The 15,440-nt window shown below is 48.6% G+C and carries 9 protein-coding genes; 3 read left to right on the forward strand and 6 right to left on the reverse strand.

From position 1 onward, the window contains the following. Positions 1–298, reverse strand: a 298-nt coding sequence (locus Q5691_RS19185; RefSeq protein WP_333346361.1) for a hypothetical protein, incomplete at its 3' end; no start/stop codon positions are given. A gap of 40 nt (positions 299–338) precedes the next feature. Between Q5691_RS19185 and Q5691_RS19190 the strand changes: the two genes are divergently transcribed. Next, positions 339–4,103: a M12 family metallo-peptidase gene (locus Q5691_RS19190; RefSeq protein ID WP_333346365.1), complete on the forward strand. Its 3,765-nt coding sequence runs from the start codon at positions 339–341 to the stop codon at positions 4,101–4,103. A gap of 221 nt (positions 4,104–4,324) precedes the next feature. On the opposite strand, the gene dprA is transcribed toward Q5691_RS19190, so the two are convergent. The 3 genes from dprA to Q5691_RS19205 form a co-directional block, all read right to left on the reverse strand. Further along, positions 4,325–5,476 carry a DNA-processing protein DprA gene (gene dprA / locus Q5691_RS19195; protein WP_333311258.1) on the reverse strand — a complete coding sequence of 384 codons (1,152 nt, stop codon included), beginning with the start codon at positions 5,474–5,476 and terminating at the stop codon, positions 4,325–4,327. 226 nt (positions 5,477–5,702) lie between these two features. Beyond that, on the reverse strand, positions 5,703–6,356 hold the full coding sequence (locus tag Q5691_RS19200; protein WP_333346368.1) for a YdcF family protein: 654 nt from the start codon (positions 6,354–6,356) through the stop codon (positions 5,703–5,705). Between the two features lie 130 nt (positions 6,357–6,486). Further along, the gene (locus tag Q5691_RS19205; RefSeq protein ID WP_333055172.1) at positions 6,487–7,134 is read right to left on the reverse strand and encodes a DUF2301 domain-containing membrane protein; all 648 of its coding nucleotides are present in this window, start codon (positions 7,132–7,134) and stop codon (positions 6,487–6,489) included. Between the two features lie 80 nt (positions 7,135–7,214). Here Q5691_RS19205 and Q5691_RS19210 point away from each other — a divergent pair, with 80 nt between their 5' ends. After that, entirely contained in the window at positions 7,215–7,892 is a 678-nt protein-coding gene (locus Q5691_RS19210) for a calcium-binding protein (protein ID WP_333213727.1), read from the forward strand. Between the two features lie 188 nt (positions 7,893–8,080). On the opposite strand, the gene Q5691_RS19215 is transcribed toward Q5691_RS19210, so the two are convergent. Together Q5691_RS19215 and Q5691_RS19220 are read right to left on the reverse strand one after the other, a co-directional pair. Beyond that, on the reverse strand, positions 8,081–8,836 hold the full coding sequence (locus tag Q5691_RS19215) for a DUF561 domain-containing protein (RefSeq protein ID WP_333149087.1): 756 nt from the start codon (positions 8,834–8,836) through the stop codon (positions 8,081–8,083). Between the two features lie 81 nt (positions 8,837–8,917). Beyond that, complete coding sequence (locus tag Q5691_RS19220; protein ID WP_333346373.1) at positions 8,918–9,721, reverse strand: creatininase family protein; 804 nt, start codon at positions 9,719–9,721, stop codon at positions 8,918–8,920. A 189-nt stretch (positions 9,722–9,910) separates the two neighbouring features. Between Q5691_RS19220 and Q5691_RS19225 the strand changes: the two genes are divergently transcribed. Next, positions 9,911–15,265, forward strand: a complete 5,355-nt coding sequence (locus tag Q5691_RS19225) for a PAS domain S-box protein (RefSeq protein ID WP_333346375.1) — start codon at positions 9,911–9,913, stop codon at positions 15,263–15,265. Positions 15,266–15,440 lie beyond the last annotated feature (175 nt).

Raw genomic sequence — 15,440 nt, forward strand, 5'->3', positions numbered from 1 at the left:
CACCGCCGACACCGCCGACACCGCCGACACCGCCGACACCGCCGACACCGCCGACACCGCCGACACCGCCGACACCGACACCGCCGACACCGCCGACACCGCCGACACCGCCGACACCGACACCGCCGACACCGACACCGCCGACACCGCCGACGCCGACACCGCCGACACCGCCGACACCGCCGACACCGCCGACACCGCCGACACCGACACCAATACTTAGAAGACCTGACATTATTATTAACCCGGCATCGGGATTAGTAACTACAGAAACTGGTGGCACAGACCAATTCACCATCAGACTCAACAGCCAACCGACTGCTGATGTGAAAATTGATGTGCGTAGCAACAATGAGGCAGAGGGAGTAATTTCGACCGAATCAATTACCTTCAATTCTGCTAATTGGAATCAACCGCAGACTGTTACGGTAACGGGTGTGGACGACAGTGTAGCGGACGGCGATAAGACTTATCAGATTGTGACTGCCCCTGCTGTTAGTACCGATAGCAATTACTCCGGGTTAAATGCAGCCGATGTCGCCGTTACCAACACTGATAATGTTCCCCCAGCAGATAAACCGAACTCTTTATTTATTCCCCTGGCCCCGGGGGAAGTTGTCGCAGAACCTGACCTTAACGACCCCACTGTTAAGCGACAGCAGTTATATAACGTCAAATTTGACTTAATAGACGACCCACAACAGGATTTATTTGGCTTAATAGACGACCCACAACAGGATTTAGACGAAGGACTGCTCAACCTTAACTTATTCAACGATACGTCTTTTGACGTAATCTTTGACAAAGTAGAAACCTCATCCAATGGAGAAAGTTGGGTGCGAATTGGCAGAATTCAAGGAGCTTTAGATGACAGTGAAGTCATCTTGATAAAGAGTAAAAATGATGGCGTTGCGATCGGCAATATCAGGTATAAAGACAAATTTTACCAAATTCGTTATGCAGGTAACGGTCTGCACAGCATTCGAGAAATCGACCAAGCAGCCTTTCCTAAGTTTCATGACTTTCATCAAGACAGTGATGCAGTTCCTGTTCCCAGAGACAGTTTTGCTGACCTTCCAGAGATGAGCGCAGATTTGGCTGGCGACGACCCCGTATTAGCTGACCTTCCAGAGATGAGCGCAGATTTGACTGGCGACGACCCCGTGGAAATAGATGTCATGGTCGTTTATACCGAGTCAGCTAAAAACGGTGCCGGCGGTACTGCTGCCATGAATACCTTGATTGATCTGGCAGAATCTGAAACAAATTTAGGTTTCCAAAACAGTGGCGTCAACCAGCGGATACGAATAGTACACAGACAGGAGATATCCTACACCGAGAGCGGAAATTCCAGCACTGATTTAGGGCGACTCAGGAATCCTTCCGACGGTTTTCTAGACAATGTTCAGCAATTGCGGAATACCCATTCGGCTGACATGGTGAGCTTGTTTGTTAATAACTCAGATGTCGGCGGTAGAGGTTATCTAATGACAACTCCAAGCTATGGGTTTGAAAGGTACGGTTTTAGTGTGGTCAAGACGAATAATGCAGTAGGATATTATGCCTTTGGCCACGAACTAGGACACAACCTAGGTGCTCACCACAATGAAGAAAACGTTAGCAGTGCTGTTGCTTATCCCTACTCCTACGGCTATGTGGATCAGACTGGCCCAAACACCTTCCACACCGTAATGTCTTACCCAACCAATCCTCCCACTACGCGGCTTAATCGCTGGTCAAATCCCGATCGCACATATCTCGGCGAACCCACAGGAACGAGTTCCACAAATAATGCTCGCACGCTGAACAATACTGCAATTTACGCCGCTAATTGGCGGCACTCAAATGATAACCTTGAGAAGGCAAAAACTGTCAGCGGTAGTTCTTTTTCCACAACGGGCTTAAATGTCAATGGCACTAAACAGACAGGAGAATTAAATCACGCAGATAACAGCGGTGGTAAATCTATTTGGTGGTCTTGGACAGCCCCAAGTTCTGGCCCGGTAACAGTTTCTACTGCCGGCAGTTCTTTCGATACTTTGCTAGGGGTTTACACGGGCGGTTCTGTTTCTAGTTTGGCGACTGTTGCTAGCAATAATAACGACCCTGCTGGAGGTCAAACCAGTCTAGTCAATTTTACTGCTACTGCTGGTACAACTTACAAAATAGTAGTAGATGGCTTCGGCGGATCATCGGGTTATATTAATCTGAATCTGAGCCCTGATCCCAACCGTCCGCCAGTCTTGACCATTCCGTTCCGCGAACAAGGTTTGAGCTTGCAACCGGGTTCGAGTCCTGACAGATTGCAGTTTACTTTTCAAAACGACACTTTTACTGACCCCGATCCGAACGATACCCTGACTTACACTGCTGATTGGTATGAAAATGTGACCAATTTCGAGTGGCGAAATGCCAGCGGGGGGCGATCGCCAATCCCGACAAGTTGGAACCGCATTAGTCCCTTACCAACAGGAATGAATTTCGACCCCAACAGCCGCACTTTCAGGGTTGACAATAGCTTGCCGAAGAGCCGCAACTACTGGATTCGGGTAACAGCCAAGGATGCTGCTGGTGCATCGGATATAGCATTTTTCGATGTTTACAATCAAGGTAAGGGTTCTGTAATCGACGGTTACATTGCTGGCGCTACTGTGTTCTTTGATGCTAACAAGAATGGGGTAAAGGATGCGAACGAATCCTCTACAACAACTGGCCCTAAAGGTGAATACGAACTCGATATTCCCTTGGAAACCTTTGACAAAAATAAGAATGGGGAAATTGATGCAGAGGAAGGCAATATAGTTGCTTTTGGAGGCACTGACACCGCTACTGGTTTGCCACTAGAAACACCCGTCACAGCACCTGCGGATGCTACTGTTGTCACGCTGTTAACGAGTTTGGTAGTGGATTTAATTGATAAGGGAGTTGCACCGGAAAAAGCGCAATCTCTTGTCAAATCTTCTCTTGCGATTCCCGCTGATGTTGACATCACCGATTTCGACCCGATCGACGCAACCAACAATAACCAACCGGGCGGAGTCCAAGTCTTATCCGCAATGGTGAAAGTCCAAAACTTCATCACCCAAACCAGCGCTTTGATTGACGGTGCATCCAGTGCAGTCAATACCGATATTGTCAAGGCTGTTGTCAGTTCAATTACGGCTCAAATTCAATCCGGTACAGTCTTAAACCTCAGCAATGCAGCAGCTTTAGAACCAATCATTCAGCAAGCAGCCGCTAAAATCCAGCAAATAGACCCCAGTTTCAACACTCAACAAGTCAGCCAAATTACATCGCAATCCGCGACAGTAATGGCAACAGCAAATCAACGCATTGATAGCGCTGTCTCCAACCCAACAGCAACATCAATTCCTGAATCACTTGCCCGCCTCCAACAAGTAGCCTTGGGCCCAACCACTCAAGAATTCAAAGAAGTTGGTACCGGAAATAAACCTATTTCCCAGCTAGTTGCTGACAATACTGGTACTGCTTTAGATAGCAGGATTGAAGCTGTAGTATTACCTGTTGGGATTGCCACTCCTGTTGTCAGCGGTGATGCTGATTTGGGCAGCAATTCCCCGGATGCAATTCTCGGTACTAATGGCGACGATATCCTAAGTGGCGACAGCGGGAATAATGTGTTGATGGGCATGAGGGGCAATGATTCCCTCGATGGAAGTCTGGGGAATGACACTATTTTCGGGGGCAAAGGTAGCGATACAATCCTGGGAAGTAGCGGTGATGATGTCTTATTTGGCAATCGTGGTGCTGACATTTTGAATGGCGATGAGGGTAATGATATTCTTTACGGAGGTAAGGGAGATGATTTACTCAATGGCGGTTTGGGAATTGATACTTTGGTAGGAGGAATGGGAGTAGATAAATTCCTACTATCTACCAATTCCGGTACTGATACGATTACCGATTTTGAAGTCGGTAAAGACTTGTTAGTATTGGGTAACGGGTTGAGTTTCTCGCAATTAGCACTTGCTCAAGATAGCGGTGCAACTTTAATCCGGTTGGCACAAACAGGGGAAGTTTTAGCTTCTCTGGGTGGTGTTTCTGCTAGCAGTATTAGTGCGGTTAATTTCGGATTGATTTAAGAGCGATTTCGGGTCAAGCAATTGTTCTAATAGTTCGCTCGATCCCCCCTAGCCCCCCTTAATAAGGGGGGGACAAGAGTATTCAATGTCCCCCTTATTAAGGGGGATTTAGGGGGATCGAAACTTAAACAACAATGAAAAATACAGCGTCTTCTCTTCAATCCGCGCAGGCGGATTTTGTCCGTGTAGACGCGGTTTCAACCGCCCAGTTTTCTTTCACATCAGCATCGCTGATATCGCATTCCTGGTAACTGCGAAACTAATCCCAACAATTCCAACTGCAAAAGTATACTAGAAACTGTTCCTGCTTCTAATCCAGACACTTCGACAATTGTATCAAAAGAAATCGGCCCAGATTCGATCGCACTTAACACCTTAGCCAATTCCGGCTCCAACGGCGGCCCTTGCTTCTCAACCGTCGGATTTGGGGGAAATAGCGACAACTGCTCGGCTCTATCCAATTTTGGCATAGCTCCGAGCATTTCCAACAGCCTGTCTTCGCTTAAGAGTCGATCGCTACTCGGCAGAATCGGATGAGCACCTTTACTCAGCAACTCCAAACACCCAAAGGAACGCTCATCATCCAATCTTGCTGTCAAAACGTACACATCCCGACAAAAATCATTCGCTTGATAAGCAGTAATTAAAGCACCAGATTTATGCGGAGCTTCTATCACTATTGTAGCGCGACTTAAGCCAGCAATTATGCGATTTCGGCGCGGAAAATTAGTTCTATTCGGTTGAGTCCCCGCCGGATATTCACTAATTACCAATCCCTGCTGTAAAATGCGATCGCACAACCTCTCATTTTGTTTAGGATATACAATATCTACTCCCGTCCCCACTACTGCGAAAGTCCTTCCTCCCGCATCCAAACAGCCTGTATGAGCCTCTGTATCAATGCCCGCCGCCAATCCCGAAACCACAGTAAAACCGCTTCTAGCCAAAGCCGTACTAATTTTGCGAGTCCACCTTCTGCCGTATTCCGTAGGGCTGCGAGTACCAACCATTGCCACTGTCGGTGTAATTCCTTGATTCTCTTTTACATCAACTAAACCGCGATAATACAACACTGGTGGCGGATTGGGAATTTCCAATAATAAGCGGGGATAATCTGGATCGGCGGGCGTCCAAAAACAGGGATTTTTTATAAGATGTTTTTCGATAAATTCTTCAGGATTAAGTTTTGTTCGTTCTTGCACAATGGTTTCAATTATCTGCTTGCCGAACCCTTCGATTCGCATTAAATCTACTGGTTTTGCAGTCCAAGCTTCTGCCAAACTCTTGAAATTTTGGTGCAATCTCTGCAACAAAATCGGCCCGATACCGTTAATTTGCGACCATGCCAACCAGTAAGCGCGTTCTTCTAGCAACGAGTTACCCTCAACTTATCTGAGAATAATTTTATCATTTGTTGTTTAATATATAGCAATCCTAAATCATTTGTTAATTTCTTACTCCCTCCCCTTGGTAAGGGGAGGGTTGGGGTGGGTAAAAAAATTACGATTCCTACAATAATTGCTATATAAATATTTTTTTACGAACCGCGAAGGCGCTAATAAAGCGAAGAGAATTAAGAGGGAAGTTGACAATTACTGGCTAGGTTTTCCAATCAACGAAACGGGCGTAAATATAAGCAATAATTTCTCCGATCACAGTCCGAAAACCTTCGCTCGATTTCCACCATTCTTGTGGGTTGTAATCTTGCGAGTCAGCAGCTATAATCCCGACTTTAATGTCAGGATTCAGGACTTCTTTGAAAACAATCCAACTTCTGCGGGCGTGAGGGCCAAAAGAATAAAGATTAATTGATTCAACTTTTATGGCAGAAGCAGCCAGCCAATCGCGAAGTGCGATCGCCGAAGCAGCAGTGCGGTGTTTGACAACACTCGCTGCTGGTACTGCTACTACTTGGTTTGTATCAAATCCTAGCGCAATAAAAGTCGCGGCAGTTAGTTCGGCATAATTTTTATATTCAGCAAGATAGAAGCCTTTACTTAAAGGAACTCCTGTGGTAATTAATTGGCGGTATTCGCCTTTTTTGAATTCGGCGATCGCACTTTCGATCGCATAATCCGGCAACCACCCTTCGACAACCAAGATATCTGCTTTAATCGGCGCATTTACCGCCAAAAACGGATGGATATTTGTGAGAATTAAGATCATTGCAATTATTAATCCCATCAGAGCAATTACCCAACCTTCCTTGGTAACTGCCCACATTTCTCGGCGGCGGATTAGACGAATTCTCATTTTAACTCGATCTAAATGTTTTCTTCGGGTATGGAGACCGATTCGGCGAGACTGGGGAAGAGGGAAATAGTGGGAAAGTAATAGAATTTCCCAATGCCCAATGCCCCATTCCCAATGCCCCATTCCCAAATTATTGGTGTTTAAGATACTCAAAAACGCTTTTATCCCCAATATCCTGCGGCATCGGTTGAAAAAACTTGCGTACAGCAAAGATAATAAACAAAGCCGCCCAAACTGCCAGCAAAAATTGTTCATTTTCGGCTGACAAAAATCCAAAAATATGTCCTAAAATTAACAAAGGAACTCCCGGAGTCAAAAACTTAGTTTCGAGGCGATTAAAGCAGAATGCTTCCTTAAAATAAATGCCATTTAAGGCTGCAAAAGTAAAGCCAATTCCCCACAACGTCGCGGGATGTTCGTACACTGCTAAAGCTAGAGGTTGGCTGCTTTGTAGGGCCACAAACAATGCTGCCGCGCCGCCGATCGCCCAAAACGCCTGTAGTGTTCGGTGCAGCGCAATCATGTAAATGTGAATAGTTGCCAAGCTGACGCCTAAAGCAATCCAGAAACAAGCAAAAACAGGCGTTACAGCTTGGATTGCCATCGGGTTATCGCCCTGTTGTAGCACCAGAGTAGTGCCGATCGCAAAACACAGCGCCGCCACCCCCAATCCAGCGCGGTAAATCAACACTCCCGTGCGATCGTTTTGAGTAATCGTAAATTCGCCGAATTGTCCTTGATAGACTGGCGATTCATCAGGTGATTTCAGTAGTTGCATTACAGCTTCCTCCTATCAGACACGAATGTACTTCTGCCAAGATATACTTTATTGATAAACCGATCCAGCGAGACCGAGCGATGCCTAAATTTAACAAGCCTAAAGTTAACCAGCCTAAAGTTAACAAGTCTAAAGTTAACAAGTCTAAAGTGGACGATCGCCTAGAGCAAAGCAAATCCCTTTCTTCACAATCCGAACTTCCTCCAGTTCAGCTTGATGAAACCATTGTAGCAGGCAGAAGACCGAAACCGGTCAACGACTTTCAGAGCCTGCTGGAGGAATTATCCGAATTGAGAGCGGGGTTCGATCCAGAAATGTTAGCGCATCTCGATAAAAATATGCCATTTAATACCAAGCAATTTGAAACTAAAATCAGTAAGATTTTGGGATCAAAAAATATTGATTTCAACCTAAAAAATTCACTCAAATATCTAGATTACATCAAGGAAAATATTCAACTCCCCTGCCACGTTACTGGCATAGAAGAGTTTGAATGGGAAGAAGAATATACAATGGGTTCGGGCAGCAAAAAAGAATATGCACGGCTCAAAAAAACTCAACCTTCTTATACTGATAGATTCACAATTAATCGTTTGGAGGATTTGGTGCTTCAGGAAGAAGGCATATTTGTGGAAGTGCAGCGCGTCAGCGATCGCCAAAAGTTTATGTTGCCTTTATCAGAGTTAGAATCAGTTGATGTAACCTCCCGAAACAATCAGTTATTAGATGATTATGCCATGTGGTTTATCAATTATTAAGGAAGAGTGAAAAAGTGGAAAACTGGAGGAGGGGAAGAGGGGAAGAGGGGAAGAGTGGGGATGGGAAAAATCTCCCTTCTTCCTTCTTCCGGACATCCGTTACAGAATCCGTTGCCGAACTTCCTTCTTCCTTCTTCCGGACATCCGTTACATCCGTTACAGAATCCGTTGCCGAACTTCCTTCTTAATTAAATTGAAGCTGGCAAGTGCGATCGCGAAACCAAAGCCAAAGCTTCAACCAAACTGCGAACAGCCGCAATCATCGCCACTTCGCTATTCAGTTGGCTGACAGCAGAACCGACACCAACACCTGCAGCACCGGCTCCAATAGCGAGCGGTGCGGTGACGCTGGAGATACCGGAAGCGCAGAGTACGGGGACGGATACGGCGCGGGAAATTTCAAAGGCTGCAGCCAAAGTAGGCGCTGCTTTTTCAATTAATCCCAATGTGCCGGCGTGAATTGGTTGAGCGCTTGTGCCACCTTCGGTTTGAATGATGTTAGCCCCAGCTTTGACTAATTCAATTGCTAACTGCACTTGTTTGTCGAGTGCCAAAATGTGGGGAACTGTTACAGAAAGAGTGATGTTTGGAAACAGCGATCGAGTTTCGCGAGTCAACTGCAAAACTTCCTCAGCTTCAAAGCGGCGGCCTACTGCGTAGAAAGCATCAAAGTTACCAATTTCAATCAAATCAGCGCCAGCTTCTACCGCAGGCACAAACTTTTCTGGTTCCACAGCCGATACACAAATTGGCAAATTTGTCAACTGTTTTGCCATCAATACCAAATCGCGATCGGCAGCAATATCAACAAAGGAAGCACCGCCGAGATCCGCTGCTTTGACGACAGCCGCAACGTTGGCGGCGTCAAAATTATTTAAACCGCTGATAATTTTCAGGGCGCGACCTTGCTCAAATGCGCGCTGCAATTTAGAATTTACACTCATCGTTAGTTTTCCAACTCAAAAAATTTCTTAGACTCATTTTGACACGAATTAGAAAAATTTTTGGTTTTTAATTCTTAATTTTTAATTACTACGCGGCTGGCGAAATTTGTAAACATCTTTGATAACTTGTGCCCAGCCGTCAGAGAGAGATTCGAGAATACGAGATCCCTTTTCTTTCGTCGCCACCGTCGCATCGCCCAACACACCGCTTTCAGTCAACTCTCGCGTCAGCCAAGCAAAAGGCAAATTCCCTTCCATACTCAGCAAACTGTCTGTTGGTAAACCCTGCGGGTATTCGCAAATAGCCAGTTCCATTTTCACCTGTTCGGGCAAAATTGACAACATCAAACTCGTTTCTGCATCGCCCGCGTGAATTCCAAACTCCAATTCCTTTGCAGTTAATAATTCAGCAGCCACATTCGGAACGCCCCAAACAAACAGCGGAAAAACAGAAAAATCCTGATATTTATGATGAATATCCCGCGCCGCAATTTCCATTACCTGTGGCTGTCCACCGTGACCATTCATTAACACGAATTTTCTAAATCCAGCTTGATAAATACTGTCCGCAATTTCACTGATTACTGCTAAAACAGTCTGAGCACTGAGCATAATTGTACCGGGAAAATGGCAGTGTTCGTTCGACTTGCCATAGTACAAAGGTGGCAAAGCATAGGCGGGAATATTTGGCTCTAACTTTTCCAGGGCTTTGCCTGTCACCGCTGTGCTAATTGCCGCATCTACAATTAAAGGCAAATGGGGGCCGTGCTGTTCGATCGCACCTAGCGGCAGAATTATCACAGTATTTTCCTTATCCGGCATAGACTGAATTTCTCTCCAAGTCAGATAGGGAAAAAAGCGCGATTCTGGAATGAAATTGTGCATATTGTGGCGACAATAGTAAAAGTAAGCAAGGCAATCAATTAACCTGAAAACTAAAAATAAATTCCCTAGATAGCTAGTAGAGAAATGATGCTGTCTCTCCGTAGATGCTATAATTTATAGCAGATGCTTTAAGAGGGCGCTGATGTACGCTCGCCAGCTCAGACCGAAAGACATAGATACCACTAATTGATGGAAGCTTGGCCAACCCCACAAACTAATTTAACCGACATTCCGATCGCCGAGGAACTGTCGCGCCGCATCCCTCGATCGCACGATCACAAAGCAGAAAACCGAGCGCTGCAAACGCTGGCCCGACAATTGGCAACCTCACCCCACAGGCTGCTCAAAACACTGGTGGCGATCGCGAAAGATTTGTGCGGCGCAGGAAGTGTCGGAGTCTGCTTACTAGAAGAAAATGCCCGTTCCGAACAAATCTTTCGGTGGGAGGCATTGGCGGGCGCGTGGGAAGCAGCAGAAGATACAAACACACCCCGCAAATTGCGTTTGTCGGGAACCCCGATCGATCGCCAAACTCCTCAGCTTTACTTCGCTCCAGAACAATATTTTACCGACTTACAGCAGCTAGAATTGCCGATCGCCGAAGCGTTAGTCGTGCCACTGGAAGCAGAAAATCAACCGCTGGGGGCAATATGGATTGTATCTCACGATTCCGCTCGCCAATTCGATGCCGAAGACTTGCGGATCGCGATCGCCCTAGCAGACTTTGCCGTTGCCGCCGTACAAATCGATCGCGCCCATCAAACCAAAGAAGCTTTGCGAGAAAGCGAAGAACGCTGGCAGCTAGCCTGTGCCGGCAACAACGACGGCATTTGGGATCAGAACCTGAAAACGAATTGCCAGATCCTGAGCGATCGCTGTTTAGAGATTTTGGAACGTCGGCCCGAAGAAGTCAAAAACTTCAGCCAATATTTGAGCTACATTCATCCCGATGATTTGGAGATGATGCAAAGCAATTGGCAGCAGCACTTGCATCGAGAAACCTCACATTACTGCTGCGAGTACCGCGTTCGCTGTCCCGACGGCCGCTACAAATGGATTTTAGCCAGAGGGCGAGCAATTTGGGACGAGTCAGGCAATCCCGTGCGGGCTGTGGGTTCCGTGACAGATATCACGGATCGCAAACAAACTGAAATTGCCTTGAAACAAAGCGAAGAACGTTTGAGCGTCGCCATCGAAGGCTCAGGCATGGCAACCTGGGATTTTGACGTGCGAACAAACCGAGTAATTTGGTCGGCGACCCATTTCAGCATTTTGGGCTGCGAACAGACACCGGGCGGCGAAGCAAGCGCGGCTGTGTGGCAAAAGTGTGTGCATCCAGACGACTTAAAGCACGTCATGCAAGCAGCCAAAACAGCTCGGGAAACACGATCGCTCTACTCCCCCGAATACCGCATCATCCGGGCAGACACACGAGAAATCCGCTGGTTGAGCGCGTTCGGCCGCTATCTCTACGACGAGGCAGGCGAAGCAGTGCGGTTTATCGGAGTATTATTTGATGCTACCGATCGCAAAAAGGCCGAACTCGCGCTGCAACAGAGCGAACAAACCGTGCGCCGTCAACTTCTAGAGATAGAGTCGCTCTACCAAACAACTCCCGTGGGTTTGGCCGTTTTAGACACAGATTTGCGGTTCGTGCGGATCAACCAGCGGTTTGCCCAAATGAACGGCCTGGCCGTCGAAGCGCACATCGGCCGCACCCTGCGCGAAATTGTCCCCGACTGGGCAGACACAGCCGAACCTTTGTTGGGCCACCTTCTAGACACCGGAGAACCGATCCGGAATTTTGAACTCACGGGTAAAACTAGGGCTCAACCTACTGTCGTTCGCACTTGGCTCCAGAATTGGTGGCCGCTCAGAGACAGGGGGGGAGAGATTGTCGGGATTCATATCGTGGTACAGGAAATTACCGCTCGCAAAATGGCCGAACTCGCCTTGCAAGAAAGCTACAACCGTTTCCAATTAGCTACAAGGGCGATCAACGGCATGGTGTTTGAGTGGGATTTGGCAGCAAACTCAGTTTACCGTTCCGAGGGACTGTTCTCGATCGTCGGTGTCTACCCAGAGGATGCACCGGCAACACCAGAGTGGTGGAGAGAACGCATCCATCCCGTCGATTTGGCACGCATCCAAGCCGGGGGGCAATCAATCTTTAATATTCCCGATCGCTATGAAATCGAGTACCGAGTCCGGCACCAAGACGGGCGCTGGATCGATGTTTCGGAGCGTGGCTGTTTGATCCGCAACCAGCAAGGTGAAGCAACCAAAATAGTCGGCTTCACCAGCGACATTACCCAGCGCAAACAAGCAGAAGCAGCACTGTGCGATCGTGAAACCCACCTGCAGTTGATTCTCGACAGCGCCAAAGACTACGCTATCTTCACCCTCGACACCGACGGACAGGTTACCAGTTGGAACGCAGGCGCCCAGAGATTGCTGGGCTATACCGAAGCTGAAATCGTCGGCCTGGACGGACGCATCATCTTTACTCCAGAAGACTCAGCAGCCCGAATGCCGGAAGCAGAAATGCACATCGCCCTGACTCAGGGAAAGGCAGAAAACGAGCGCTGGCACCTCCGCAAAGACGGCAGCCGCTTGTGGGGCAGCGGGCTGGTGATGCCCCTGCGCGACGCAGACGGCGAGGTGCAAGGTTTCCTGAAAATTATGCAGGACAAAACCGAGCGCCGGCAAATAGAAGAAGCACTGCGGCACAGCGAAAATCTCTATCGCACCCTCGCCGATGGTGTCCCGGAATTAATGTGGATCAACACCGCCGACGGCAGGTTAGAGTTTTGCAACCAACACTGGAAAAGCTACACCGGGATGATGCCAGAATTGCCGATGCTTGCGCCGGTGCTGCAATTATTTCATCCTGATGATCTGCCAACAGTTGTCGCCACGCGCACTCCTGCGATTGAAGCAGGGGAAGCCTACGAATTCGAGTGTCGGGTACGCAGGTTTGATGGTAATTACCGCTGGCATCTAGCGCGACTTGTACCCGTCAAAGATAGGAAGGGAAAGGTGTTGCAATGGGCTGGTATCGGCATTGATATTGACGATCGCAAACGAGCCGAAGAAAGCTTAGCAGAAAGCGACCGCCGCTTCCGCTTTCTGGCTGAGTCGTTGCCTCACCTGATTTGGAACGTAAGCTCAGCCAGGGAAATTCGCTTTACCAATAAACAAAGATGGTTGGAATATCTGGGGATGTCTTACGAGGAAGCCGCTCAAAGCAATTGGGAATCCCTAGTCCCGCCCTCGGATTTGGCAGAATCTTGGGCCCGCTGGGAAGAATGTCTAATCAGCGGAGAAGTTTATCAAGTTGAGCTGCGCCTCCGGCGGGCAGCAGACCAAATGGAACGCTGGCATTTGTCCCGCGCGGTGCCAATTCGCGACGCAGGAGGCCAGATTGTCGAGTGGATCGGCACGAATACTGATATTCACGATCGCAAACAAGCCCAACTTAACGAGCAGTTTCTCTCTGATCTCGAAGTCCGCTTGCGACAGCGCATCAACCCCGCAGAAATGTTGTCGGAAGCGATGAACAGTCTGGGAGAATATTTAAAGGTCGATCGCTGCATCTGGCACGAAATCGATGTAGAAGCCGATCGGGCAATTGTCCACCAAGACTGGCATCAGTCCGACCTTGCCAGCGCCGTCGGCACTTATCAAATCTCAGACTTTAAGACCCCAGAACTGAAAGCTCTGTCTATGGCTGGTCAAACACTTGTCATCTCAGATATCGCTAATGATCCGCATACAGCGCATTTATTCGATAACTACGGTGCCGTGTCGATTCGTGCTTTGGTCGATGTTCCCTGCCTTCAGGAAGGGCGCTGGGTGGCTCTTTTGGTGGTGACATCAAAGGTGGTTCGGCACTGGCGGCCCGATGAAGTTTGGCTGATGCAAGAAGTGGTGGCTCGCCTCTGGACGGTGATCCTGCACGCGCGAGCCCTGCATGAGCTGCACGAAAGCGAGGCTCGGTTCCGCGCTCTAGCTGACAACATCGCTCAGTTGGCCTGGATGACAGATCCCACTGGCGCGAGCTTATGGTATAATCAGCGCTGGTTTGACTACACGGGCACCACCCTAGAAGAAATGCGAGGCTGGGGCTGGCAACTGTTACACCACCCGGAACACCTCGAGCGCGTTGTCGAAAAATTTAGGCGCTGCATTGAAACAGGCGAACTCTGGGAAGATACTTTCCCCTTGCGCGGCAAAGACGGATCGTACCGCTGGTTTCTCTCGTGCGCCGTGCCGATTCGCGACGATCAAGGCAACGTGCTGCGCTGGTGTGGCACTAACACCGATATTACCGATCAAAAAGTTGCAGAAGCGGAACGAGAACTCCTTCTAGCGCGGGAAAAGGCAGCGCGGGAAGAAGCAGAACAGGCTAACCGCGTCAAAGACGAATTTTTGGCTGTTTTGTCTCACGAATTGCGGACTCCCTTAAACCCGATTATGGGCTGGGCGAAGCTGCTGCAATCGAATCTTCTGACACCGGAAAAGCAGCGTTATGCCTTAGAGACGATCGAGCGCAACGCCAAACTACAAACTCAGCTTATCGAAGATTTGCTTGACGTGTCGGGGATTCTGCAAGGTAAGGTTAGCTTGAATATTGCACCTGTGGATTTAGCTGGGGTAATCAGCGCCGCCATTGAAACGATGCGTCTGGCGGCGGAAGTCAAGTCGATTCAAATCAGCACTCAATTTGCACCGCATCTGGGCCCGGTGTTGGGCGATGCGGGCAGACTTCAGCAGGTAGTCTGGAATTTACTGTCAAATGCCGTCAAGTTCACCCCGCCCGGAGGCAAAATTGAAGTCGTTCTCGATCGGGTGGACACCTTGGCCCAAATTACTGTAACTGATACGGGAAAAGGTATAGAACCTGATTTTCTGCCCTACGTATTCGACTACTTCCGGCAAGCTGACAGCTCGATGACGCGCAAGTTTGGCGGATTGGGTTTAGGATTGGCGATCGTCCGCCATCTCGTCGAACTCCACGGCGGTACAGTGAAATCTGACAGTCCCGGCGAAGGACAAGGTGCAACCTTGACTGTCAGGATACCTCTGATGCCGATCCAATCTCAGACAAGTCCTGCGGGAACTGCGTCGCCCGATCAATCCTTCAATTTGAGCGGTGTCAAGGTGTTAGCGGTGGATGATGAGGCCGATGCGCTAGATTTAGTGGTTTTTCTGCTTGAGGAGTGTGGGGCAAGTGTTACAGCAGTTGCTAACGCGGCCGATGCCTTGGCGGTTTTAACTGAGTCTGTGCCGGATTTGCTGTTGAGCGATATTGGAATGCCCGACACGGACGGTTATATGTTGATGCGACAGGTTCGGGCTCTGGCGCCCGACAAAGGGGGACGGATTCCGGCGATCGCCCTCACGGCTTATGCTGGAGAAATTGACTATCAGCAGGCGCTGGCTGCGGGGTTCTGGCGCCACATTTCCAAGCCTTTAGATCCCGACAAGTTGGTGCAGGCGATTTGGGAGGTACTCGATCGATCGGGCCAAAACCTTATTTAAAGTGTTTTTGTGTCGGAAAAGTCTTTATTTAATGAACCGCGAAGACGCAAAGAACGCGGTCGGCGAAGCCGTTCCCGAAGGGTAGGAGGAAGGGAAGAAGTTGACACTCCCTGTGCTGAAGCAACAGGGATTCTAAAGAAACTACCAAAAGGTAATTCTTGAAGGCGCTGTCAAA

It is taken from the genome of Microcoleus sp. w1-18aA5 (genome assembly GCF_036701705.1).
Taxonomy (GTDB): Bacteria; Cyanobacteriota; Cyanobacteriia; order Cyanobacteriales; family Microcoleaceae; genus Microcoleus.